Origin of the sequence: Humitalea sp. 24SJ18S-53 (assembly GCF_050632385.1) — a bacterium.
Taxonomy (GTDB): domain Bacteria; phylum Pseudomonadota; class Alphaproteobacteria; order Acetobacterales; family Acetobacteraceae; genus Humitalea.
Map to the genome: position 1 here is coordinate 3,323,160 of NZ_CP192599.1, position 23,859 is coordinate 3,347,018.

Sequence of the window (23,859 nt, forward strand, 5' to 3'; positions counted from 1 at the left end):
GTTGCCGCGCGCTGACTGCCGGACACATCTCGATCACGGGCGGGCCCGGCTAAGCCTTGACCGCCCCGCCCGCCATGGCGGAGCCTCCACCCCAAGGAGCGCCGCAACGGCTCCGGGAGGCACCCGACGATGATCCATCGCCTTGTCCTGGCCTGCGCCGCCGTCCTTGCGCTGAGCAGCCCCAGTTTCGCCCAGGCGCCGGCCGTGCCGCTGCCCCCCGCGCCGATCTACGAGGTGGACGCCAACTGGCCAAAACCCCTGCCGAACAACTGGGGCATCGGCCAGGCTGCCGGCGTCGCGGTCGATGGCCGCGACCACATCTGGGTCATCCACCGCCCCCGCAGCATGACCGAGGATGAGCGCGGCGCCGTGCTCACGCCACCGCGGTCGGAATGCTGCGTGCCCGCCCCCTCCGTCATCGAATTCGATCCCGACGGCAATGTCGTGCAGGCCTGGGGCGGGCCAGGCTACCATCCGTCCTGGCCCGCCAATGAGCACGGCATCTATGTCGATGCCTCCGACCACGTCTGGATCGGCGGCAATGGCCCGAATGACCATGTGCTGCTGAAGTTCACCCGCGACGGCCGCTTCGTGATGCAGATCGGCGTCACCGGCCAGACCGCCGGCAGCAATGACCAGACACGGCTCGGCCGGCCCGCGGATATCGAGGTCGATGTCGCGACCAATGAAGCCTTCGTCGCCGATGGCTATCTGAACCGTCGCGTCATCGTCTTCAACGCGACGACCGGCGCCTATCTGCGGCATTGGGGCGCCTATGGTCGCGCGCCGCCGCCGGATGCGCCGCTGCCGGCCTATGTCGCGGGGCAGGCGCCGTCGCAATCCTTCGCCAACCCGGTGCATTGCGTGCGGCTGGCGCGCGATGGGATGGTCTATATCTGCGACCGCGCCAACGACCGTATCCAGGTTTTCCGCCGCGACGGCAGTTTCGTGCGTGAAATATTTGTCGCGACCAACACGCTCGGCAGCGGGTCGGTCTGGGATATCGAATTCGGCCCCGACCCGGCGCAGACGGTGCTGCTCGCGGCCGATGGCAGCAACAACACCGTCTGGCTTCTGGCCCGCCAGGCCGGCGAGATCATCGGCCGCTTCGGCCGCAGCGGGCGGAACGCGGGCGAATTCCACTGGGTGCACAACATGGCATCGGACAGCCGCGGCAATATCTTCACGACCGAAGTCGATACCGGCAAGCGCGCGCAGCGCTTTCGCCTGGTGTCGCCGCTACCGCGGTAGCCGATCAGCGCGGGGGATAGGCTTTCCCCCGCGCTTCGCGTGGCTGGACATACAGCGTCGCCGCTTCCGTCCCCGCCGGCCAGCCGCCGCGCGGCAGGCCGACGTTGCGGGTCGCCGGATGCGCTGCGACGAAGGCCTCGTTGATCCCGATGCCAAGCCCCGGGCCGGGGGGGATCAGCAAAGCGCCGTGCTGCAGCACCGGCGTCATGGTGACGGCATCCGCCCGGCCGGGCCAGTCGGGGTCCATCTTCTCCAGGATCAGGGCGTTCGGGATGGCGCCCATCAGATGCAGTGCCGCGGCCTCGGCGACCGGGCCCAGAGAGCCTGCGTGCGGTGCGACGGTGGCGCCACAGGCCTCGGCGAAGGAAGCGATCTTCTGCAACCCGGTCAGCCCGCCGGCACGACCCGCATCCGGCTGGGCGACATCGATCAACCCGTCGCGCAACAGTGGCGCCAGGCCATGCAGCCCGCCGTGGCGCTCGCCCGCCGCCAGCGGCACCGTCACCGCCTGGCGCAGGCGGCGGTAGCCGGCGATATCCTCGGGCGCCAGCGGTTCCTCGACAAACAAGGGCGCCAGCGGTTCAAGCGCGCGACAGGCGGCGATAGCATCCGGCAGCGACAGCCAGGGCGGGCCATGCAGGTCGATCATCAGATCCACGTCGGGCCCGATCGCCTCGCGGATCGCGGTCGCCTTCTCGACCGGGTTCGCGACGCCCCCGGTCTTGATGGCCGTGTAGCCCTTGGCCAGCGCGGCACGGGCCTGTTCGGGGGTCGCCGCATGGGCATAGGCGCGGATGCGGTCACGCGTCGTCCCGCCCAACAGGGCCTGCACCGAAACCCCCCAGGCCTTGCCCCGTACATCCCACAGCGCCATGTCGATCGCGCCGATGGCGCCCTGCCCGACCACGCCGCTCATGCCGTGGCCCATCATCGCGACACTCATCCGCTGGGTCAGCCGTTCGGTGGCAAAGGCATCCTCGCCGATGACGACATGGGCCAGGTCCTCGACGGCGGCCGCGACCACGCGGGGCCAGCCGCTGCCTTCGCCCAACCCGGTGATGCCGGCATCGGTTTCGACCGTCACGAACAGCCAGCAACGCGTGCCGGTCGTGATGCTGTTGCGGACATCGGCCGTCCACCCGGACACGCCCAGCGGCCCCGCCTGCATGAGGTGCGTGCGGATCGCGGTGATCTTCGGATTGCTGTTGTGGCTGGTCATTGCGCGCGTATCCCGGCGTCGTGGATCAGGCCGGTCCAGCGCTGCAACTCGGCCATGTAGAACTTCTGAAAGGCCGCCGGATCGGGGCTCGCGGTCGCCTCGATCGCGAGGTTGGCCATCCGCTGCTGGAACTCCGGCGCCTGCACCGCGACGCGTGTCGCGGCATGCAACGCGGCAACCACCACGGGCGGCGTGCTGGCGCGGACGCAGATGCCCTGCCACGATCGCATCATCGCGGCGGGCGGCAGGCCCAGCTCGCCAAAGCTCGGGACATCGGGCAGGCCCGGGGTCCGCGCGGCCTGCATGACGCCGAGCATCCTGATGCGCCCCTCGGCGGCGGCCGGGGCCTGGTAGGCCGCGACCAGGTCGAACATCATCTCCACATCGCCGGTCATCAGCGCCTGGAAAGCCGGGGCACCGCCGCGGTACTGAACAGCCTCGAACCGGCCGCCCAGGGCGCGGAACATCAACTCCGCGCCAAGGTACGACGATGTGCCGAGCCCCGCCGTCGCGATGCGGATGCCGTCGCCGGCCCCGGCGCGGGCGATCGCCTCCGCCATCGTCGTGATGCCCGAACGCGCGCTGGCCATCACCACAACGGGCAGAGCGGTCAATTGGCCGACCATCTCCAGATCTGTTCGGGGATCGTAGCCCAATTGCCCGATCAGCCCGGGGTTGGTCACCAATTGCAGCCCCGCCATCGCCATCGTCGTCCCGTCCGCGGGCTGCTGCAGCAGGGCCAGCGTCGCGAGGTTGCCCGAGGCGCCCGAGCGGTTCTCGACAACGACGGTCCGGCCCAGCGTCCTGCCCATCTCGGCCGCCGCCAGGCGTGCCACAACATCGGCGGTGCCGCCCGGGGCAAAGCCGACGATCAACCGCAATGGTCCGGCTTGTTGCGGTTGCGCCTGGGCAATGGTCGGCAAAAGGCTGGCGGCCAAAAGGCCGCGCCGCGTGATCGCGGTCATTGTGGTCCTCCCGTTAAAGTCGCTTCAGCAGATCGTTCTTGGCCCCCATGGCATGGGCAAAGGCGGCCGCCGCGGCAGCGTCTGGCTGGCGGGCGGCGATGGCGGCGTGGATGGCGCGGTGCTCGGCATCGGCCTCGGCCAGGCGCGCCGGCCCGAACCCCAGGCGAAAGCGCACGGTGTTCACGAAGGCCGAACGGGCGCGGTACAGGGCGCTTGCCTGGGCATTGGCGGCCGCGTCTTCGATCGCGTTGTGAAAAGCATCATTGGCGGCCAGGGCCGCCGCGGCATCACCACGTCGACCGGCGGCGGCGTAGGCTTCCATATGCTCGGCCATGGCGGCGAAAGCCTCGGGCGTGCCGCGTTCCGCGGCGCGGCGGGCGAGGACGGATTGCAGCGCGCCACGCACGTCATAAAGGTCGGCCATCAGCGCCGCATCCATCAACGGCACCACGGCGCCACGATGCTGGCGCATCTGGATCAACCCCTCACCTTCCAGGCCGAGCAAAGCCTCGCGCACCGGTGACAGGGAGACGCCGTGCTGGGCGGCGAGCGCCGCCAGCGTGCGATGGGTGCCGGGCGGCCAGTCCCCGGCCAGGATTTCCGTGCGCATGCGATCGCGCAGGATGGCATAGGCGGGGGTGGAGGCTGGGGGTGCGGCCATCGCCCATTATAGACATTCGATTTTATGAAATGCAATATCCAGGCATCACCCCACGGGATGTTGGGACAGCCTTATCGCCGACGGGCATCGCCCCTCGGTGCGGGGCTGACCTGGCCGTCGCCTCAGGCGGCGGCCAGGTCACGCATCAGCGTGCCGCGCGCCAGGCCGCGAAATGCGCGCGGTTGGATTCGTCGGTCATCGGATACAGCCCGCGGATCGTGTGGCCCGCCTGCACGCGCGACAGCACGAAATCCTCGTATTCCGTCTGCGCAGCACCTTGCTCGGCGACGGTATCGGCCAGATGCGCCGGAATGCAGACGATGCCCTCGCCATCGCCCACCATGATGTCGCCCGGGAAGATCGCGACCCCGCCGCAGGCGATCGGCAGGTTCAGGTCGACGCAATGGTGACGGATCAGGTTGGTCGGCGCCGAGGGCCGCGTGTGATACGCGGGGAAATCCATCGCCGCGATTTCCGGGCTGTCGCGGAAGCCGCCATCCGTGACCACGCCGGCCAGACCGCGCATTTTCATGCGCGTGACCAGGATGCCGCCGGCGCTGGCGGCCGACGCATCGCCGCGGCTGTCGATGACGAAGACGCTGCCGGGCGGGCAATCCTCGACGCCCTTGCGCTGCGGATGCGCGGGGTCGAGGAAGGCATCCAGCCCATCCAGATCCTCACGCGCGGGAATGGTGCGCAGCGTATAGGCCGGGCCGACGACGCGCGCGGCATCCGGATTCAGCGGGCGCACATCCTGCAGGAAGACGTTGCGGAAGCCGTGCTTGAACAGCACGGTCGTGAGCGTCGCCGTGGAGACGCCCAGCAGCAGCGTGCGGGTGTTTTCGTTCATGTCGGTGCTTCCTATTCGATGCGGATTTGCGCTTGCTGCGCGACGGCGCCCCAGCGCTGGATTTCGCTGGCGATGAAGGCGCGGAACTGATCGGGCGTGGACCCCACGGGGGTCAGCCCCAGGTCGACGAAACGCGCGGCGACACTGGGTTGTGCCAGCGCCGCGATGGCTTCGCGGTTCAACCGTTCGACGATCGCGGGCGGCACGCGGGACGGGGCGAAGAAGCCATGCCAGGACAGGCTTTCAAAGCCCGGCAGGGTCTCGGCCACGGCCGGGATGTCCGGCGCGGCCGGCGTGCGGGTCAGCGAGGTGACACCCAGGATCCGCAGCTTGCCATCCCGCGCGAAGGGCCAGACGGAGGAGAAATTATCGAAACCCAGTTGCAACTCGCCACCCAGCAGCGCCGTCACGATCTGCGCGCTGCCACGATAGGGCACATGCTCGATCTGCGTCCCCGTCATCTGCGCGAACAACGCGCCGGCCAGGTGCACGGAGGTTCCGACGCCCGACGTGCCATAGTTCAACGCCCCGGGCCGCGCGCGCGCCGCGGCGATCAGCCCGGCGATGTCGCGGATCGGGGATTCGGTCGCCACGGCGATCGCGTTCGGCTGCAACGACAACTGCGTGATCGGCGCGAAGTCGCGCAGCGCGTCATAGGGCATGCGGCCGTAGATCGCGGGGTTGATCGCATGGCTGCTGATGGTGCCCAGGCAGATCGTGTAGCCATCCGGGTTGGCCCGCGCGCAGGCCTCCGATCCGATGTTGCCGCCGGCACCCGGGCGGCTGTCCATGATCAGGGGCTGGCCGAGCGCACGCGACATCTCAGCACCCACCAGACGGGCGATGGTGTCGGATGTGCCGGCGGAAAACGGCACGATCACGCGGATGGGCTGGCTCGGCCAGGCGGGTTGTGCCTGCGTGGCCAGCGGTGCCACGGCACAGGCCGCCGCCAGCATGAGGGCCTTTATTCGGGACATGGTGTTTCTCTCCAGGAACAGCCGCCCTTTGCGGGCGTGCGGGCGTTAGAATTCGGGGAAGGCCACCGCCAGGGAACGCGATGCATGGGCGCGCATCAGCGCTTCGGCGGAGTCAGGATCGCCGGCCTCGACCGCCGCCAGGATGGCGGCGTGTTCGGCCAGCGCCACATCGGGCTGGCCCGGGCGCGTCAGGACCCGCACCCGGCCCAGGTGGTAATAGGCGCGCAGCGCGTGCAGGCTGCGGATCAGGAAGGCATTGCCGGTGATCGCATGCAGCGTGATGTGAAAGGCTTCGTTGGCGTCGAACAGGGCCGCGGCATCGCCGGCCTTGGTCGCGGCCTGCATGGTGTCCAGCCGCGCCTGCAGGGCGGCGACATCGGCGGGCTTGGCGCGCCGCGCTGCAAGCCCCGCGGCGCTGCCTTCCAGGGCCGCGCGGATGCGCCCCATCTCGACCAGGCGTGCCTGGTCGAGCACCGAGACGAAGCTGCCGCTTCGGGGGCGGGTTTCGACCAACCCCTCCCCTTCCAAGCGCTGGATCGCCTCGCGCACGGGCTGGGCGGATGTGCCAAGATCGGCCGCCAGCGTGCGGATCGACAGCCGCGCCCCTGGCTCCAACCCGCCGACCATGATCGCCGACCGCAACCGGCCATAGGCGCGATCGGCCAGGGAGGCGTCATTTTCCAATGGGGCCAGGGTGGTCGTCATCTGAAATCTGATATATCAGTCTGAAACACGTTGCACAAGACCAAGAGGGAAACGCCAAACATGGCCCGTAAGCAGCCCGAGGACCTCCGCAGCCACCGCTGGTACGGCGTCGACGACATTCGCGCCTTCGGCCACCGCTCGCGCATGTTGCAGATGGGTTTTTCGGAATCCGATTTCCGCGGCAAGCCGGTGATCGGCATCATCAACACCTGGTCCGACCTGTCGCCCTGCCACTTCCACTTCAAGCAGCGGGTGGAGGAGGTGAAGCGCGGCGTCTGGCAGGCGGGCGGCTTCCCGGTGGAATTGCCGGCCCATCCGGTGACCGAACAGTACATGAAGCCGACCAGCATGCTCTATCGCAACATGCTGGCGATGGAGACGGAAGAACTGGCCCGCTCGCAGCCCTGCGACGGGCTGGTGCTGCTGGGCGGCTGCGACAAGACGCCGCCGGGGCTGACCATGGGCGCCCTGTCGGCGGGCCTGCCCTTCATCTTCGTGCCCGCGGGGCCGATGCTGCGCGGCAACTGGCGCGGCAAGACGCTGGGTTCTGGTTCCGACACCTGGAAATACCACGCCGAACTCCGCGCCGGGCGCATCACCGAACAGGCGTGGAAGGAAATGGAGGGCGGCATCGCCCGCTCCTTTGGTACCTGCATGACGGCGGGCACGGCGGCGACGATGATGTTGGCCGTGGAGGCCATGGGATTCTGTCTGCCTGGCGCATCCTCGATCCCCGCCCCCGATGCGGCACACCCGCGCATGGCGACCGACTGCGGCAAGCGTATCGTCGATATGGTCTGGGAGGACCTGACGCCGGCAAAGATGCTGACGCAGGGTTCGATCGACAATGCCGTGGCCGCGACCATGGCCTTTGGCGGCAGCACCAATGCCATCCCGCACCTGATCGCCATGGCGCGGCGTGCGGGGTTGGAACTTGACCTCGAACGCTTCCACGCGATTTCCGCGCGGGTACCGCTGATCGCCGACCTGCGGCCGAACGGCACGACGCATCTGATGGAGGATTTTTTCTACGCCGGCGGCAGCCGCGCCTTCCTCGAACGCCTGCGCGACCATCTGGACCTGACAGCCAAAACCGTCACCGGCCGCACCCTGGGCGAGGACATCGCCGGCGCCGAAGTCTTCTCCGACGCCGTCATCCGCAAGCTGGACGACCCGTTGCAGGCCAGCGGCGGGTTGACCGTGCTCTACGGCTCCCTCGCCCCGCGCGGCGCGGTGATCAAGACCTCGGCGGCCGATCCGCGGCTGTTGCAGCACACCGGCCCCGCCGTGGTGTTCGAGGATTACGCCGACATGAAGAAGCGCCTGGACGACCCGGACCTGGACGTCACCGCCGACAGCGTGCTGGTGCTGCGCCAGTCCGGGCCGCAGGGCGGGCCGGGGATGCCCGAATGGGGCATGCTGCCGGTGCCGAAGAAGCTGCTGAAGGAAGGCGTGTCGGACATGGTGCGCGTGTCGGACGCCCGCATGAGCGGCACCTCCTACGGCACCTGCGTGCTGCATGTGGCGCCCGAGAGCCACATCGGCGGGCCGCTGGCCCTGGTGCGCTCGGGCGACATGATCCGCCTGGACGTGGCGGCGCGACGGCTGGACCTGCTGGTGGACGAGGCCGAACTGGCGACCCGCCAGGCCGCCTGGGTCCAGCGCCCGCGCCGCTATTCACGCGGCTGGACGTCGCTCTACCTCGACCAGGTCAGCCAGGCGGATGAGGGCTGCGACATGGCCTTCCTCGAAGGCACGGCACCGACGCCGGAGCCTGACATCTACTGACCGTCATTCACCGGGCGAATACAGGCCATCAAGGGTGGGCGCTTCCGGAACGGGCTCCGGGCGTCCATCTGTCTGTCCATGACGGAGCGTTTCCGTCACGGAGTTCACAGACATGCCCGCCCTGCCCGCGCTGTTCGTTTCGCACGGCGCACCCACCCTGGCGCTGCAGCCTTCGCCGGCGCGCGATTTCCTTGCCGGCTACGGCAGCGAACTTGGCAAGCCCGCGGCGATCGTCGTCGTCTCGGCGCATTGGGAAACCGCGCGCCCGCGCGTGACCGCCGCGGCCTCGCCGGAAACGATCCACGACTTCCACGGCTTCCCGCGCGAACTGCATGCGATGCGCTATCCGGCGCCGGGCGATCCGGCGCTGGCAAGCCGCACCGCCGCGTTGCTGACGGCCGCGGGCCTCGGCGCCGATCCGGACCCCAGGCGCGGCCTGGACCACGGCGCCTGGGTGCCGCTCGTGCTGATGTATCCCGACGCCACGGTGCCTGTGCTGCAGGTGTCGGTGCAGCACCATGGCGGGCCGGCGCATCACCTGGCGCTGGGCCAGGCGTTGCGCCCGCTGCGTGAGGAGGGCGTGCTGATCATCGGTTCCGGCAGCCTGACCCATAATCTGCATGACTTCGCCGGCCAGGCGGTGGATGCGCCGCCGCTGCCCTATGTCGTCGCCTTCGGGGACTGGGCCGGTGAGGCGATCACGCAGGGCCGCACCGCGGACCTGCTGGCCTATCGCAGCCTCGCCCCGCAAGCAGCGCGCGCGCACCCGACCGAGGAACACTTCCTGCCGTTGTTCGCCGCCATGGGCGCGGGCACGCAGCCCGGCCGCCGCGTCCACGCCGGCCATACCCACGGCATCCTGGCGATGGACGTCTTCGCTTTCGACTGACGCACCGGTTTTCGGCGCCAAAGTCCCCAATCCCACCCACAAAGGAGTTCATCATGGCCAAGGTTCTGGTGCTTTATTATTCGGCCTACGGGCATATCGAGACGATGGCGCAGGCCATGGCCGAAGGCGCCCGCGCCGCCGGCGCCGAGGTCGATGTGAAGCGCGTGCCGGAAACCGTGCCGGAGGCGATCGCCAAGTCGGCGCATTTCAAGCTGGACCAGGCCGCCCCCGTCGCCGCCGTGGCCGATCTGGAACACTACGACGCCATCATCGTCGGCACCGGCACGCGCTTCGGCCGCATGTCGTCGCAGATGGCCGCCTTCCTCGACCAGGCCGGTGGGCTTTGGGCGCGCGGCGCGCTGAACGGCAAGGTCGGCGCCGCCTTCACCTCCACCGCCACGCAGCATGGCGGGCAGGAGACGACGCTGTTCTCCATCATCACCAACCTGCTGCATTTCGGCCTGGTGATCGTCGGCCTGCCCTATAGCCACCAGGGCCAGATGACCCTGGGCGAGATCGTCGGCGGCGCCCCCTATGGCGCCACGACCATCGCGGGCGGCGATGGCTCGCGCCAGCCCAGCCAGATCGAACTGGATGGCGCGCGCCACCAGGGCGGGCTGGTCGCCAAGACCGCGATCAAGCTGTTCGGCTGACCGCGACCCGGCAGCGCCACCCAGGCGCTGCCGGACCGCCTATAATCGCCCGACGTAGTCTTCCGCCGCGATCGGGCAGGCAATCAGCGTGAAGCGCGCCGTCTCGGCCAACCCGGCGCGCAGCGCATCAGCCAGCTCCGCCCGCGTCGCGGCCAAAAGCCCCTGCCCGCCCATCGCCGCCGCCAGGGCCACGTGGTCGGTGCGGCTGAAGCGCACGGCCTTGCGCGGCAATTGCATGCCGCCCTGCTTCAATTCGATCAGCGCGTAGGAATCATCGACGAAGACCACGATGATCACCGGCAGCCCCAGGTCGCGCGCCGTGGCGAGTTCGCCCATCACCATCTCCAGCCCGCCATCGCCGATGAAGCAGACTGCCCGCCGCCCCGGCTCGGCGACCATCGCGCCCAGCGCCAGCGGCAGCGACGGCCCCATGGTGCAGAAGCCGGATGATTGCAGCAGCGTCCGCGGCCGGCGGCAGCGCCAGACCTGGCTCAGCACGATGCGATGCGCGCCGGAATCGACCGTCGCCACGGTATCCTCGGGCAGGCCCGCCTGAACCGCATCGACGATGGCCGCCGGCCCCCAAGGGGCGTCGGCGCCAAAGCCGCGCCGCAGCCCCGCATGCATCGCGGCGAAGCGCCCCGCATCCCAGGTGGCATCGACCCGAAGCCCGGCGAACAGCCGCCCCAGCCCCGCCCCGACATCCCCCAGGAAATCGATGTCGCTGCGATGCACCCCATGCGTCGGCGGCGCCGAGGCCAGGGCGATCACCTTGGCCCCTGGCGCAAAGGGCTCGCGCCAGCCGACACGCATTTCGATGGGGTCGTAGCCGGCCAGGATCACGACATCGGCCTCCGCCACCAGCGGCAGCAGGGCGCGATCGGCCAGCGGCGACAGCCCCCCGCCGCCGAGGCTGAGCGGCGATGCCTCGTCCAACAGCCCCTTGGCCTTGTAGGTGGTCAGCACCGGGATGCGATGGGCCTCCGCCACCGCCGTCAGCGCCGCCCCCGCCCCATCATTCAGCGCATCCACGCCGGCGATGATCAAGGGCCGGCGCGCGGCGGCGATCCAGCCGCGTGCCTGGTCCAGCAACGGCCCATCCGCCGGGGCGGCGGGCGCCGGGCGCGCGCGCAGAGCCACCGCCCCCCTGGCGGGCGCGGCGGCAACGCTGGCGGGCAGGTCGATCAAGACCGGGCCAAAGGGCGCATCGCGCGCGATGGCGATGGCCTTGGCAAAAATCGCCGCGGCGCCCTCGGCCGTGGCGATGTGGAAGGCCGCCTTGGTGACCGGGCGCAGCAGCGCGACATGGTCGATGACCTGGTGGGTATAGGTCGCGGCCTCCGCACCATCGACGCCGCCCGACACCACGATCAGCGGCACCCGGTCCTGATGGGCATTGGCGATGACGTTCACCGCATTCGCCAGGCCCGGCCCGATGGTGGTGACCAGCACGCCGGGGGCGCCGGTCATGTGATGCGCGCCCTCGGCCATGAAGCCCGCCGGCGTCTCGTGCCGCGCCAGGAAAAATTCGATGCCGGCGCCGCCGAGCGCATCGATCACCGTCAGAACCTCGCCCCCCGGGATGCCAAAGGCGTGGCGGCAGCCGGCCTCGGCCAGCAGGCGGGCGAGCAGATCGGCGGTGCGGTCGGTCACGGGGCGGTGGTTCCTTGGGCTGCGGTGCCTCTGCTTCGGCGGCCGCACCCGCGCGGTTAGCCGGCCGTAACCCAGGGTTCCCCGGCAGCGAAGCACTTGTCGAGGCCACCCCCGAGGAATTTCCCCATGCTGCACGATCCGCGCGACATCCCGGTCACGACCATCGTCCCCGACGCAGCGGCCGCCCTGGAGGCATCGGTGCTGGCGCTGCTCGCCCATCGCGCCGATGTCCCGGCGCATCTGGCGCGATGCCTGGCGGCCGATCCCGGCCTGGTCGCGGCCCATGCCCTGGCCGGCTTTTCCGCCCGCATGCAGGCGCGGCAGGAGTTGGAGGCAACGGCCGCCACCCACCTGGCCGCCGCCCGCGCCGGCCTGGCCGAACGCGGCGGCACGGCGCGCGAACGCGGCCTGGTCGCCGCCCTGGCCGCCTGGCAGGAGGATGGCGACATGCTTGCCGCGGCGGGGCACCTGGGGCGCCTGACCCGCGCCGCGCCGCGCGACGCCATGGCGCTGAAGCTGGAGCACGGGCTGCGCTTCATGCTGGGCGATGCCAGCGGCATGCGCGATGCGATGGCAGCGGCGGCCTCCGGCTGGACCGCCGACATGCCGGGCTTCGGCTACATGCTGGGCCTGCACGCCTTCGCGCTGGAGGAAACCGGCGCACCCGCCGCCGCCGAACGCCTGGGCCGCGACGCGGTGGCGGCGGCCCCCGATGACCTCTGGGGCGGCCATGCCGTGGCGCATGTGATGGAGGGTGCGGGCCGTGCGCGCGAAGGGCTGGACTGGATCGGCGGCATGCGCGGCCACCTGGCCGATGGCGGCGGCTTTGGGCGCCATGTGCTGTGGCACGCGGCGCTGTTCCATCTGCACCTGGGCCAGGTCGAGGCCGCGCTCGACCTGCACGACCACTGCATCCACGACCGCCCGGCCGAGGATGTGCGCGATTTCGCCAATGCCGCATCGCTGCTGTGGCGGATCGAGGCGCAGGGCATCGCGGTCGGCCAGGCGCGCTGGGATGCGCTGGCAGATATCGCCGCACGCCGAAGCGCGGAACCGGGCCTGGCCTTCATCGACCTGCACCATGTGCTGGCCCTGGGTGCCGCCGGGCGCAGGCAGGCGCTGGCCGACAAGCTGGAGGCCCTGCGGCTGCGGGCGGCGGCTGGGGCCGACACGCAGGGGGAGGTGCTGGCACGCTGCGGGCTGCCGGCGGCGCGGGCGATCGCCCTCGCGCGGGGTGGCGACCCCGCGGGCGCGGTGGATCTGCTGCTGCCCCTGCGCCAGGCCCTGCGTGACCTCGGCGGCAGCGGCGCGCAGCGCGACCTGTTCGATCGGCTGCTGATCGATGCCTGCCTCGCCTCCGGCCGCATCATCACCGCCGCGATGCTGCTGGAGGATCGCGAGGCGATCCGCGCGCTCGGCGCGTGGGAGGCCGGTTGCGCGCGGACCATCCGCAGCGCCATGGCGCCGCGCGGACGTCAGGTCATCCCGGCAAAAGCCTCGACCAGCTTGGTGGGACCGCAGACGATCAACAGGTCGCCCTCGACGATGGGGGTATCGGCCTGGGCATAGGTGAAGTCCTGGCGCTTCCGCTTCACGCCCACGACGGTGACGCCGTATTTGCTGCGCAGCGCGCATTCCCCCAGGGTCTTGCCGACAGCCTCACGCGGGGTGCGCGTCTTGACGATGGCGAAGCCGTCATCGAATTCGATGAAGTCGATCATCCGCCCCGTGACCAGATGCGCCACGCGCTCACCCATCGCCGCTTCCGGGTAGACCACGTGATGCGCGCCGGTGCGTTCCAGGATGCGGCCATGCTTGGGGCCGAGCGCCTTGGCCCAGATGTCCGGCACGCCGAGTTCGTTCAACGCCAGCACGGTCAGGACACTGGCTTCCAGGTCGGTGCCGATGCCGACCACGGCGCGGCCGAAGTCCTGCACGCCCAGCCGTCGCAACGTTTCGCCGTTCGTGGTGTCGGCCTGCACGACATGGGTCAGCCGGTCGGACCAGGACTGCACCAGTTCGGCATCCGCATCGATGCCGAGGACGTCATGCCCGAGCCGGACGAGCGATTCCGCCACCGCCCCGCCAAAGCGCCCCAGGCCGATGACGACGACGTTGTTGTCATTGTGTTTCTCAGCCAACGATCGGGCGCTCCTCTGGATATCGGTAGGCATTCTGCCGTCCGCGCAAGGCGAGGCCCGTCGCCACCGTGATGGTGCCGACGCGACCGATGAACATCAGCAGCGCGACCAGCGCCTGGCCCGACGGCGGAAGCTGCGGCGTGATGCCCGTGGACAGGCCGACGGTGGCGAAGGCGGATATGGTCTCGAACAGCACGTCCTGCAGCGGCAAGCCGGTCACGGTCAGCAGCAGCAGCGTGCCGGTCCCGACCATCGCGACCGCCAGCAGCACGATCGTGACCGCCTGGCGTTGGACCTCGGACGAGACGCGACGCCCGAAGGCCACACTATCCGGCTCTCCACGGATTTCCGCCCAGATGATGAGCAGGATCACGACGAAGGTTCCCACCTTGATGCCGCCGGCCGTCCCGGCGCTGCCGCCACCGATCAGCATGAGGCCATAGGTGACGGAGAGCGTTTCCGTCCGCATCTGCCCCACATCCACGGCATTGAACCCGCCGGAGCGCGCCATGACGGAGTGAAAGGCGGCATTCAGCATCCGCGCCGCGGGATCGAGCGCGCCAAGGGTCGCGGGGTTGCCCCACTCATAAACCAGGGTCGCCAGCATGCCGGCCGGCAGCAGTGCCGCGGTGCCCATCAGCGTGATCTTGGTATGCAACGACCAGCGCGACGGCCGTCGCCATCCCTGCCGCAGGTCATGCAGGACCGGCATGCCGATGCCACCCAGAATGACGCCGAGCATGATCGGGACCAGCACCACCGGATCGCGCGCGAAGCCGGCCATGCCGTCCGAATAGGTCGCAAGGCCGGCATTGTTGAACGCCGAAACCGACTGGAAGACGCCATTCCAGGCCGCATCCGCCCAGGCCTCGCCATAGGTGTAGTGCAATCGCAGGGCGAGGATCACCGCGATCGCGGCCTGCACGACCAGGGTGACGGCCAGGACCATCTTCAGCACATCGACCACATCGCCCAAGGCCAGGCCCCGCGTCTCCGCCTGGGCAACAAGCCGGGTACTCAGCCGCAGCCGGCGCGTGACCAGCAGGCCGAGCAAGGTGGCGCCGCTCATGATGCCGAAGCCGCCGATCTGGAACAGCGCCAGGATCACGGCATGGCCGAAACTCGACCAGTAGGTGGCCGTGTCCTGCACCGCGAGACCGGTGACGCAGACAGCCGAGGTCGCGGTGAACAGCGCGATCATGAAGGGCGCCGAGCCCGCGCCGGCACGCGCGATCGGCAGCATCAGCAGCCCGGTCCCCAGGATGATGACGCAGAGGAAGGCGATCGGTACAAGTCGGGCGGGATGGTTCAGCGATTTCGGCACGGCACATCCTTCGCCCACGCCGGGTTTGTCTAGAACAGATCTCCCTTGGGTGGAATCGTGCCGGGCCCGGCATTGTATCCGCCGATATCGACAGTTTGGGCACCCGGGGCTTGCCCAGCCCGCTGCCTTGTCCCTTGATCCGGGTTCGCAGCCTCGATCACGGACGGGAGCACATCATGGACGGCATTTCGACGGCAGCACCTGAATCGGTCGGGCTGTCCGGCACGCGGCTGGCACGCATCGACACCTGGCGGCAGCGCCTGGTCGACGACGGAAAATTGGCCGGGCTCACCACCCTGGTCGCACGGCGCGGCCAGGTGGTGCACCTGGGCAGCAGCGGCCTCGCCGACCTGGCGCGGGGCACGGCGATGACCCCGCGGACGATCCACCGCATCTATTCGATGACCAAGCCGCTGACGAGCGTGGCCATCATGATGCTGTATGAGGAAGGCCTCTTCCAACTCGACGATCCGATCACGCGCTTCCTGCCCTTCTTCGCCAACCAGCGCGTCTGCACCGGTGGCGCGCGGGGTAAGATCGATACCGTGCCGGCCATGCGGGACATCACCTTCCGCGATCTGCTGACGCATACCTCCGGCCTGACCTATGGCTTCATGCAGGCGACCGCGGTGGATGCGCAGTACCGGGACCTCGGGCTCGATTTCCAGACGGCGGAGACGAGCCTGGGCGAGGTTGTGCAGCGCGTCGCCGCCCAACCGCTGGTCGCCCAGCCGGGATCGGCCTGGAACTACAGCGTCTCGACCGACGTGCTGGGGTATCTGGTGGAGGTGCTGTCGGGCCAGCCCTTCGCCGCCTTCCTGCGGGAACGGCTGATCGACCCGCTGGGCATGGCCGATACCGGCTTCCATGTGCCGCCGGGCGAATCGGGACGGCTCGCGGCCAATTACGGGCGCGGCGCGGATGGCCGGCTGGCGCTGATCGACGACCCCGCGGACAGCCGCTACCTGCGCCCCCGCACGGTGCATTCGGGCGGCGGCGGCCTGGTATCGACCGCGGCCGACTACTGGCAGTTCTGCCGCATGATGCTCAACAAAGGCGCGTTGGATGGGGTGCGCTACCTCGGCCGCAAGACGGTCGAATTGATGATGACCAACCATCTGCGCGGCGACATGGCGGCGATGGGCCAGCCGAGGTGGTCGGAATCCACCGCCGAGGGAATCGGCTTCGGCCTTGGCTTTTCGGTGACGCTCGATCCCGCACGGGCGCAGATCCTGGGCACGCCCGGCGAATGCGCCTGGGGGGGGGCCGCCAGCACCGCCTTCTGGATCGACCCGGCGGAGGAGATGGCGGTGATCCTGCTGACGCAGCTCATGCCATCCTCCGCCTTGCCGCTGCGCCGGGAATTGCGCGTGCTGAGTTACCAGGCGGTCATCGACTGATCACCGCGCGGCGCGCCCTCAGCTCCCCTGCAGCCCCGCGTTGCGGATCACCTGGCTCCATTTCACGCGCTCGCCGGTGATCGCTTCGGCGAAATCCTGCGGCGAGGAGCCGACCACCTCGGCGCCGATGTCGGCGAAGCTGCGCGCCACCTCCGGCCGCTGGCAGGCGGTGCGGATGGCCTGGACCAGGGCGCGCACCGCCTCCTCCGGCGTGCCGGCCGGCACGAGCAGGCCGTTCCAGACCGAGGATTCGAACTCCGGCAGGCCCTGCTCGGCCACCGTCGGCAGATCCGGCGCCAGCGAGGACCGGCGCAGGCTGGTCATAGCCAGGCCGCGAACCCGGCCGGCGCGGATGCCCGGCAGGTAGCCGCCGCTGAAAGCGAAGTGGATCTCGTCCTGCATCAACGCCAGTTCGGATTCCGCGGCGGTGCGATAGGGCACATGCACCACGTCGATCCCGGTCATGCTGGCAAACAGCGCGCCCGTCAGGTGCGGTGAGGTGCCCGCACCCGGCGAGCCATAGTTCAGCGCGCCCGGCCGCGCCTTGGCCAGCGCCACCAGCTCCGCCACGTTGCGGGCCGGCAGGTTGTTCGGCACGGCAAGCGCCATCGGCGCGGTGGCGACGATCGACAGCGGCGCGAAATCCTTCGCCGCATCGTAGCGGATATTCGGGAACAGGCTCGGGTTGATCGACAGGGTGGTGACGGAGCCCATCAGCAAGGTCGTGCCATCCGGCCGCGCCCGCGCCACCGTCTCCGCCGCCAGCATGGTGCTCGCGCCCGGCTTGTTCTCGATCACCACGGTCCGGCCCAGCGCCGCGGCCATCGGCTCGGCGACGATGCGTGCCCAGGTGTCGGAGGCACCGCCCGGCCCATGCGGGCAGACGATGCGGATCGGCCGGTCCGGCAGCGCGCCCATCTGGGCCAGCGCCGGTGTCGCCAGGCCGCTGGCGAGCAGGCTGCCGCCAGCCAGCAGATGGCGCCGCGTCAGCCCGGTGGTGTCGTTGTTGGTCATGGTGTTCCCTCCTCCGTTCAGGCGACCTGGCGCCGCGTCCCCGGCTCGTCCAGCGGCGCTGTCGCCGCGTCGTAGCCATAGACCCAGTCGGTGCCGCCTGGCCGGCGCAGGAAGGTGTTCTCGGCCGAGAGGCTCTGGATGTCGGTGGCGCGCGGCTTGCGGTTCGCCTCATAGCGGCGGAAGGCGGCCTCGATACCGTCGATGCCGGCCTCACCCAGGCAGCGGGCCAGGATCACCGCATCCTCCAGCGCCATGGCGGCCCCCTGCGCCATATAGGGCGACATCGGGTGGCAGGCGTCGCCCAGCAGTGCCACGCGGCCTTCCACCCAGCGGGGCAACGGGTCGCGTGCGAGCAGCGCCCATTTCCACACCTGCGGGCAGGCCGCCAGCACATGGCGCACCTCCGGGTGGAAGTTCGAGAAGGACTCGCGCAGCGCCCCGACATCGCCCCGCGCCGACCAGGATTCCGGCGTCATCCAGGACGGATCCTCCGGCTGGCTGGTGACGAAATACACCTCATCCCGGGCGGCGGTGATGTAGTACATCACCAGGTGCCGGTCCTGCCCCCACCACTTGGTGCGGGAATTGTTCAGGCGCTGCGGGCCGAGCAGCGCCGCGGGGAAGACGGTGCGGTAGGCGACGCGGCCGGTGAAGCGCGGCGCCTCCTTGCCCAGCATCCGCTCCCGCACCACGGAATGCACGCCATCGGCGGCGATCACGGCATCCACCTTCTCCCGCGCACCGTCGGTGAAACGCAGCGTGACACCGGCGGCGTCCTGGTCGATGCCGGCCAGCTTGCGGCCGAGGTGCAGATCCTCGGCCGGCACCGCGGCCGCCAGTGCCGCATGCAGGTCGGCGCGATGCAGGCACATATGCGGTGCGCCGTAGCGCGCCTCCAGCACATCGCCGCCGGGCAATTCATTGGTGATGGCGCCGGTGTCGTGGTCGCGGTTCAGCAGGCTATCGGGGCGGAAGCCGATGCGGCGCACCTCGGCGTCCAGGCCGATGGCGCGCAGGGCCTTCATGGCATTGGCACCCATCTGGATGCCGGCGCCGACGCGCGCGAAAGCCGGCGCCTGCTCGAAGACGGTGACACGGTAGCCGCCGCGCCGCAGCAGCGTGGCGGCGGCCAACCCGCCCAGCCCGGCGCCGATGATGCCGATGTGACCCCTGCTCTGCATGGCAGTTCCCCTTCGCGTGTCGGGGCTACCTACAAAGCCAGGACGCCGCTGAACAATACCGTCTCGTCATCGACGCCCATGCCGCGGGGGCATGGGTGGGTCACCCTCTGGCATGGCAGCAGCCATCTCATCCCAGGCCCCCTGGGCGGCGAGCGACGCCACCTCCTGACGCAGGATGTCCTCGGCCACGCCACGCGCTGGCGCGGGCGCAACCTCCCGCAGCCGCACCAGGCAGAGCGCGTTGTCGAGGCCAGGGGCCAGCAGCCGCGTGGCCGTCACCTCACCGCGGCCCACCGCCTCGCGCACCGTGGCGATGGTCAGGACGCCATGGCCGAAGCCGGCGGCGACCAGGTTGCGGGTCAGCGCGACGCCATCCGCCTCCAGCACGATGTCGAGCCGGATGCCGGCCTCGGCGGCGGCCTGTTCCAGCATCAGCCGCGTCACATGCGGATGCGCCGGCAGGATCAGCCGCAGCCCTTGCAGGTCCCGCACCCGGCAGGGCGCCGCACGCGGCGGCGTGCCGGCTGGGCCGACCAGGTACAGCGCCTCCCGCAACAAGGTTTCGCGCGCCAGGACGTGCCGGTCGGGCGGGTCATGCATCAGCGCGAGATCGGCGCGGCCAGTCGTCACCCAGTCGAGCAGCGTGGCGTTCACCCCCTCCATGGCATGGATCGAGATATTGGGGTGGTCCCGGTGCATCCGCTGCAGGAAGCGCGGCATCAGCAGCGCGCCGGTGGTCGGCGGCACGGCGATCACGACATGGCCTGCGACCGACCGCTCCAGTTCCGCGACCTCATCCTTGATCTGCCGGGCGGAGCGCAGCAGCAGTTCCGCCCGGCGCAGCACCACGGCGCCGGCCGCCGTCAGCTCCACGCCGCGGGCGCGGCGATGCATCAGGGGGACCCCCAGTTCCTCCTCCAGCTTGCGTATCTGGCGGCTGAGTGCCGGCTGCGCGATGTGCAGTTCCTTCGCCGCGGCGGAGACGCTGCCGAGCCTGGCGACATGGATGAAGCTGCGCAGTTCCCGTAAATCCATGGATCAGACGATACCGCGGTGGGGCGCGGGTTGGAACGCGGTCCGGCTGTGCCGTTCGATCATGCCGTATCCTGACTGTCTGCTGGCCAATCGTGCCGGTTCGACGGCGCAAGTCCAGCGCGACGCCACGACAAGGGCGTCGGCCGGCACGCAGGTCGGGCGGTGCCGGCGCTGTGGTCCAGCGCCCCGGAGCGAATGCCGTCGGGCAAGCGTCGCTCAGCCCAGCGACGCCGCCGCCTCCACCGCCAGTTCGGCCGATGGCGCGCGGATCCGGCGCAACAGGTCCACCATCCGCTGCGCATTCCGCGACACTGGCCGATCCTGCCGCGTCAGCAGCAGCACCGGCACCGGAATGGCGGGCCAGATGGGCCGGATCTCCACCCCCGCCATGGCGACAGCGCACGACGCCAGGTGGCCCACAAGCGCCACGCCCACGCCCACCTGCACCAACTGTAGCCCGGTCGGTGCGTCATTGATCGTGACCTCATCCCGGATCGTCAGGCCGAGTGCCGCGAAGGCCCGCCGCACCGGCACGCCGATATTGCTGTCGGGGCCGTAGGTGATCAGCGGCAGGACGGCCAGGTCGCGCAGATGCACGACCCGCCGGGCGGCCAGGGGGTTGCCGGCCGGCAGGGCGCAGACCACCTGGATATCCGCCAGCCGCTCCGCCGCCAGCTCCTCCTCCCGCGCCTCCAGATGCGCCAGGCCGAGTTCGGCATCGCCCCGCGCCACGCGTTCGATCACCTGCGTCGTCGTCATGCGGCGGATCTCGATGCGCACGCCGGGCCAGTTTTCCCGGTAGCGCGCGATGGCCTCGGCCAGGTCGCTGCTGAGGATGGCCGCGGTGCTGACGATGCAGAGCGATCCGCTCTGGCCGGAGACGATGTCCTGCAGTTTGCGATGCACGATGCCAAGGCGATCGAAGATGTCCTCGACATCGGGAAACAGCTCCCGTGCCTCGGCCGTCGGCACCAGGCGGCCCTTGCGGCGCTCGAACAGGCGCGCTCCCAGCCGGTCCTCGTATTGGCGCAGCGCGATGCTGACGGCGGGCTGCGAAATACGCAGCGCCCGTGCGGCATCCGTCACGGAACCGGTCCGAAGAACGGCATGGATGATCTCAAGCTGACGCAGGTTCATGGCGCCCCAGAGGCAAGTGCATAAGTAGGCCTTATAGCTTCCGCCTAATTTTATATTTGGCAACCTGTCCGGCGTGCCGAATGATCCTGCCAACAATCGCGATATGTGCTGGGAGGCGAAGCCGGAATGCGGCACCGAAGGAGAGCCGCCCTGATGATCGTCATAGCCCTGCCCGGACCACCCGACCCGATGCGTCGATGAGCATCGAAGTCTCGGGGCTCATCAAACGCTTCGGTTCGGCCACCGCGGTGGCGGGCGTGGATATCAGCCTGCCCGCCGGCTCCATGCTCGTGCTGCTCGGCCCATCCGGCTGCGGCAAGACCACCACCATGCGCTGCATCGCCGGGCTGGAAAGCCCGGACGAGGGTGTGATCGGCATCCACGGCACCACGGTCTTCGACCGCAAGGCCGGCATCGACGTGCCGGTGTATCGCCGCCGCATCGGCATGGTGTTCCAGTCCTATGCCATCTGGCCGCACCTGACGGTCTTTGAGAACGTCTCCTTCCCGCTCGAGATGCAGCAGACGCCGAAGGCCGAACTACGCGACCGGACGATGGAGATGCTGGAGAAGGTCGGCCTGGCCGACTACGCCAAGCGCGGCGCCAGCGCGCTCAGCGGCGGGCAGATGCAGCGCGTGGCCCTGGCGCGCAGCCTTGTGATGCGCCCCGCCGTGCTGCTGTTCGACGAGCCACTGAGCAACCTGGATGCGCGGCTGCGCGACCGGCTTCGCGTCCAACTGCGGGAATTGCAGTCCGAACTCGGCATCACGGGCATCTACGTGACGCACGACCAGCAGGAAGCGCTGGCGCTAGCCGACAGCATCATGGTGATGGAACACGGCAGCGTGCGGCAGACCGGCGGGCCGGTGGACCTGTATCGCGCGCCGCGCAGCGCCGCCATCGCGGCCTTCCTGGGCTATTCCAACATCTTTCCGGCCACGGAATGGCGCGCGGTGGATGGGGGGGCCGAGGTGACCCTCGCGTCCGGCCGTCGCCTGCACGCCAGCGGTGATCTGCCGCCACGCGGCGCACCGGCAAGCCTCTGCGTCCGGCCGGAGCAACTGGGCCTTCGCAGCGCCACCGCCGACGAAAGCCCCGACGCGATCCTGGGCGAAATCACGCTGGCTAGTTTCCTCGGCGCCACCACGCTCTACCGCGTGCGCAGCACGGGCGGGGAGGTGTGGGAGGCGCTGACCGACCAGGTGGTGCCGGGGCTGGTCAAGGGCTCGACCGTGGTGGTCGAACCCGCGCCAGGCGCGCTGCGGCTGCTGCCCCAGACATGATCGGCTCCCTCGCTCTCGGGCGGCTCGGCCGGGTGTCGGTCATGGGGGTGCTGCTGGCGATCATCGCCGTGCTGGTGCTCTCCCCCCTGGCGATGACGGCAATCGCCTCCTTCTCCACGGAGGTCCCCTTCTCCGGCGGGCCGGCGGGGCGCTTCACGCTCGGCAACTACAGCGCCCTGTTCGTGCCGGAACTGGGCATCGCCATCGGCAATACGCTGGTCATCGCCGCGGGCGGCACGGTGATCGCGGTGGCCATCGGCTGCAGCCTCGCCTGGCTGGCCGCGCGGACGGATATTCCCTGCAAGCCGCTCGTGCATCTCGTGGGGCTGATGCCGCTGTTCGTCTCGCTCGTCGTGGCCTCCGTCACCTGGGCGGTGCTGGGGTCGGGGCGCAGCGGCTATATCAACATCATCCTGCGCGGCATGGGGTTCGACTGGCAGATCGACATGCGTTCGCTCGCCGGCATCACGCTGGTGCATGGACTCTACTACGTTCCTTACTCCTACATCCTGCTCTATGGCGCGCTGTCGCTGATCCATCCGGACCTGGAACAGGCCGCCAGCGTGCATGGTGCGTCCAACGGGCGGATGCTGCGGCGGATCACCTTCCCGCTGGTGCGCCCCGCCCTGCTGGGCGCGATCCTGCTGAGCTTCGTCGCCATGGCGGAGGAATTTCCCGTCCCCGCCATCCTGGGCGGCCCCGTCGGCATCGAGACGCTCTCCACCCGCATCTTCAACCTGATGACGCGCGTGCCGGGCGAACCGAACCAGGCCGCGGCGGTCGGCATCCTGTTGACGGCTCTCGTCTCCGTCCTGGTCTATTGGCAACGCAAGCTGCTGAAGGGCCGCGACTACCGCACCGTGACCGGCAAGGGGATGCGGCCGCAGCTCATGCGGCTCGGGCGGTTCCGCTGGCCGGCCCTGGCCCTGGTGCTGCTCTACGCCTTCATCGCGATGGGGCTGCCGCTGATGGCGCTGGCGATCGGCGCGTTGCGGCAGGGCATGTTCATCCGCGACGTGGCGGCCCTGTTCAACCCGGCCGCCTTCAGCCTGGACACGCTGCGGGCAACGCTGCTGGACGAACACGTGCGCCACGCCGTGGCGAACACGCTGATCACGGGCGTCGCCACCGCCATCCTCGGCACCACGCTGTACTTCATCCTGGCCTATGTCTTCGCCCGCACGCGCCTGCCTGGCCGGCAGACGCTGGAATACATGGCCATGGTGCCGCTGGCCCTGCCGGCGCTGGTCATGGGCATCGGCACGCTCTGGACCTGGCTCGCCGTGCCGCTGCCGATCTATGGCACCTTGTTCGTGCTGATCATCGCCTTCACGGGCCGGCTGATGCCGCAGGGTGTCCGCGCCATCAGTGCCAGCATCAGCCAGATCCACGATGATCTGGAGGAAGCCGCGATGGTCTCCGGCGCCACGCGGGCCCGCGCCGTCGTGCGCATCACCTTGCCGCTGATGCGCGGCGCGGTGGTATCGTCGGCCTTTCTCACGCTCGTGCTGGCGACGCGCGAACTGACCTCCTCCCTCCTGCTCTACACCACCAACACGCGCGTCCTGTCTGTCGTGATCTACGAAGCCTACGAGCAGGGGCTATGGAGCACCGTGGCCTCCATCAGCCTTGTCTATACGGCGCTTCTGCTGGTGCTGACCCTGATCGGGCGCCGGTGGATGCGGACGTCGTTCTAGACCGCGATGCGTTCGCATTCGCTCACGCATCGCGGT

21 protein-coding genes are annotated in these 23,859 nt (G+C 69.7%); 8 read left to right on the forward strand and 13 right to left on the reverse strand.

Translation table 11 applies throughout. From position 1 onward, the window contains the following. Positions 1–129: 129 nt before the first annotated feature. Positions 130–1,251, forward strand: coding sequence for a hypothetical protein (locus tag ACQW02_RS15835; protein WP_431280879.1), 1,122 nt, complete (start codon positions 130–132; stop codon positions 1,249–1,251). A 4-nt stretch (positions 1,252–1,255) separates the two neighbouring features. On the opposite strand, the gene ACQW02_RS15840 is transcribed toward ACQW02_RS15835, so the two are convergent. From ACQW02_RS15840 to ACQW02_RS15865, 6 genes are all read right to left on the reverse strand, one after another. Beyond that, positions 1,256–2,470 carry a mandelate racemase/muconate lactonizing enzyme family protein gene (locus tag ACQW02_RS15840; protein WP_431280880.1) on the reverse strand — a complete coding sequence of 405 codons (1,215 nt, stop codon included), beginning with the start codon at positions 2,468–2,470 and terminating at the stop codon, positions 1,256–1,258. Next, the gene (locus ACQW02_RS15845; protein WP_431280881.1) at positions 2,467–3,435 is read right to left on the reverse strand and encodes a Bug family tripartite tricarboxylate transporter substrate binding protein; all 969 of its coding nucleotides are present in this window, start codon (positions 3,433–3,435) and stop codon (positions 2,467–2,469) included. The genes ACQW02_RS15840 and ACQW02_RS15845 overlap by 4 nt, the downstream gene beginning before the upstream one ends. A gap of 13 nt (positions 3,436–3,448) precedes the next feature. Then, positions 3,449–4,096, reverse strand: coding sequence for a GntR family transcriptional regulator (locus ACQW02_RS15850; RefSeq protein WP_431280882.1), 648 nt, complete (start codon positions 4,094–4,096; stop codon positions 3,449–3,451). Between the two features lie 145 nt (positions 4,097–4,241). Continuing rightward, positions 4,242–4,946, reverse strand: a complete 705-nt coding sequence (locus ACQW02_RS15855; protein ID WP_431280883.1) for a ribonuclease activity regulator RraA — start codon at positions 4,944–4,946, stop codon at positions 4,242–4,244. An 11-nt stretch (positions 4,947–4,957) separates the two neighbouring features. Next, positions 4,958–5,923, reverse strand: coding sequence for a Bug family tripartite tricarboxylate transporter substrate binding protein (locus tag ACQW02_RS15860; protein ID WP_431280884.1), 966 nt, complete (start codon positions 5,921–5,923; stop codon positions 4,958–4,960). Between the two features lie 45 nt (positions 5,924–5,968). Then, positions 5,969–6,628 (reverse strand): GntR family transcriptional regulator, encoded by a 660-nt coding sequence (locus tag ACQW02_RS15865; protein ID WP_431280885.1) that lies wholly within the window; start codon positions 6,626–6,628, stop codon positions 5,969–5,971. A 60-nt stretch (positions 6,629–6,688) separates the two neighbouring features. Between ACQW02_RS15865 and araD the strand changes: the two genes are divergently transcribed. From araD to wrbA, 3 genes are all read left to right on the forward strand, one after another. After that, positions 6,689–8,416: an L-arabinonate dehydratase gene (gene araD / locus ACQW02_RS15870; RefSeq protein WP_431280886.1), complete on the forward strand. Its 1,728-nt coding sequence runs from the start codon at positions 6,689–6,691 to the stop codon at positions 8,414–8,416. Positions 8,417–8,528: 112 nt separating this feature from the next. Continuing rightward, the gene (locus tag ACQW02_RS15875; RefSeq protein ID WP_431280887.1) at positions 8,529–9,305 is read left to right on the forward strand and encodes a DODA-type extradiol aromatic ring-opening family dioxygenase; all 777 of its coding nucleotides are present in this window, start codon (positions 8,529–8,531) and stop codon (positions 9,303–9,305) included. 53 nt (positions 9,306–9,358) lie between these two features. Next, complete coding sequence (wrbA, locus tag ACQW02_RS15880) at positions 9,359–9,958, forward strand: NAD(P)H:quinone oxidoreductase (protein WP_431280888.1); 600 nt, start codon at positions 9,359–9,361, stop codon at positions 9,956–9,958. A gap of 39 nt (positions 9,959–9,997) precedes the next feature. Here wrbA and ACQW02_RS15885 read toward each other — a convergent pair whose 3' ends face one another. After that, the gene (locus ACQW02_RS15885; RefSeq protein WP_431280889.1) at positions 9,998–11,611 is read right to left on the reverse strand and encodes a thiamine pyrophosphate-binding protein; all 1,614 of its coding nucleotides are present in this window, start codon (positions 11,609–11,611) and stop codon (positions 9,998–10,000) included. Positions 11,612–11,737: 126 nt separating this feature from the next. Here ACQW02_RS15885 and ACQW02_RS15890 point away from each other — a divergent pair, with 126 nt between their 5' ends. After that, positions 11,738–13,180, forward strand: a complete 1,443-nt coding sequence (locus ACQW02_RS15890) for a tetratricopeptide repeat protein (RefSeq protein WP_431280890.1) — start codon at positions 11,738–11,740, stop codon at positions 13,178–13,180. Here ACQW02_RS15890 and ACQW02_RS15895 read toward each other — a convergent pair. Then, positions 13,087–13,752 carry a potassium channel family protein gene (locus ACQW02_RS15895; RefSeq protein WP_431280891.1) on the reverse strand — a complete coding sequence of 222 codons (666 nt, stop codon included), beginning with the start codon at positions 13,750–13,752 and terminating at the stop codon, positions 13,087–13,089. The genes ACQW02_RS15890 and ACQW02_RS15895 overlap by 94 nt on opposite strands. Next, entirely contained in the window at positions 13,745–15,076 is a 1,332-nt protein-coding gene (locus tag ACQW02_RS15900) for a TrkH family potassium uptake protein (protein ID WP_431280892.1), read from the reverse strand. The genes ACQW02_RS15895 and ACQW02_RS15900 overlap by 8 nt, the downstream gene beginning before the upstream one ends. A gap of 176 nt (positions 15,077–15,252) precedes the next feature. Here ACQW02_RS15900 and ACQW02_RS15905 point away from each other — a divergent pair, with 176 nt between their 5' ends. Next, positions 15,253–16,476 (forward strand): serine hydrolase domain-containing protein, encoded by a 1,224-nt coding sequence (locus ACQW02_RS15905; RefSeq protein WP_431280893.1) that lies wholly within the window; start codon positions 15,253–15,255, stop codon positions 16,474–16,476. A gap of 18 nt (positions 16,477–16,494) precedes the next feature. On the opposite strand, the gene ACQW02_RS15910 is transcribed toward ACQW02_RS15905, so the two are convergent. The 4 genes from ACQW02_RS15910 to ACQW02_RS15925 all read right to left on the reverse strand — a co-directional run bounded on the left by ACQW02_RS15910 (position 16,495) and on the right by ACQW02_RS15925 (position 20,843). Beyond that, positions 16,495–17,490 carry a Bug family tripartite tricarboxylate transporter substrate binding protein gene (locus tag ACQW02_RS15910; protein WP_431280894.1) on the reverse strand — a complete coding sequence of 332 codons (996 nt, stop codon included), beginning with the start codon at positions 17,488–17,490 and terminating at the stop codon, positions 16,495–16,497. Positions 17,491–17,507: 17 nt separating this feature from the next. Further along, positions 17,508–18,671, reverse strand: coding sequence for an FAD-dependent monooxygenase (locus ACQW02_RS15915; RefSeq protein WP_431280895.1), 1,164 nt, complete (start codon positions 18,669–18,671; stop codon positions 17,508–17,510). Between the two features lie 66 nt (positions 18,672–18,737). Then, entirely contained in the window at positions 18,738–19,706 is a 969-nt protein-coding gene (locus ACQW02_RS15920) for a LysR family transcriptional regulator (protein WP_431280896.1), read from the reverse strand. A 216-nt stretch (positions 19,707–19,922) separates the two neighbouring features. After that, entirely contained in the window at positions 19,923–20,843 is a 921-nt protein-coding gene (locus ACQW02_RS15925) for a LysR family transcriptional regulator (RefSeq protein WP_431280897.1), read from the reverse strand. 197 nt (positions 20,844–21,040) lie between these two features. On the opposite strand from ACQW02_RS15925, the gene ACQW02_RS15930 reads away from it, so the two are divergent. After that, positions 21,041–22,126, forward strand: a complete 1,086-nt coding sequence (locus ACQW02_RS15930; protein WP_431280898.1) for an ABC transporter ATP-binding protein — start codon at positions 21,041–21,043, stop codon at positions 22,124–22,126. After that, entirely contained in the window at positions 22,123–23,823 is a 1,701-nt protein-coding gene (locus ACQW02_RS15935; RefSeq protein WP_431280899.1) for an ABC transporter permease, read from the forward strand. The genes ACQW02_RS15930 and ACQW02_RS15935 overlap by 4 nt, the downstream gene beginning before the upstream one ends. Positions 23,824–23,859 lie beyond the last annotated feature (36 nt).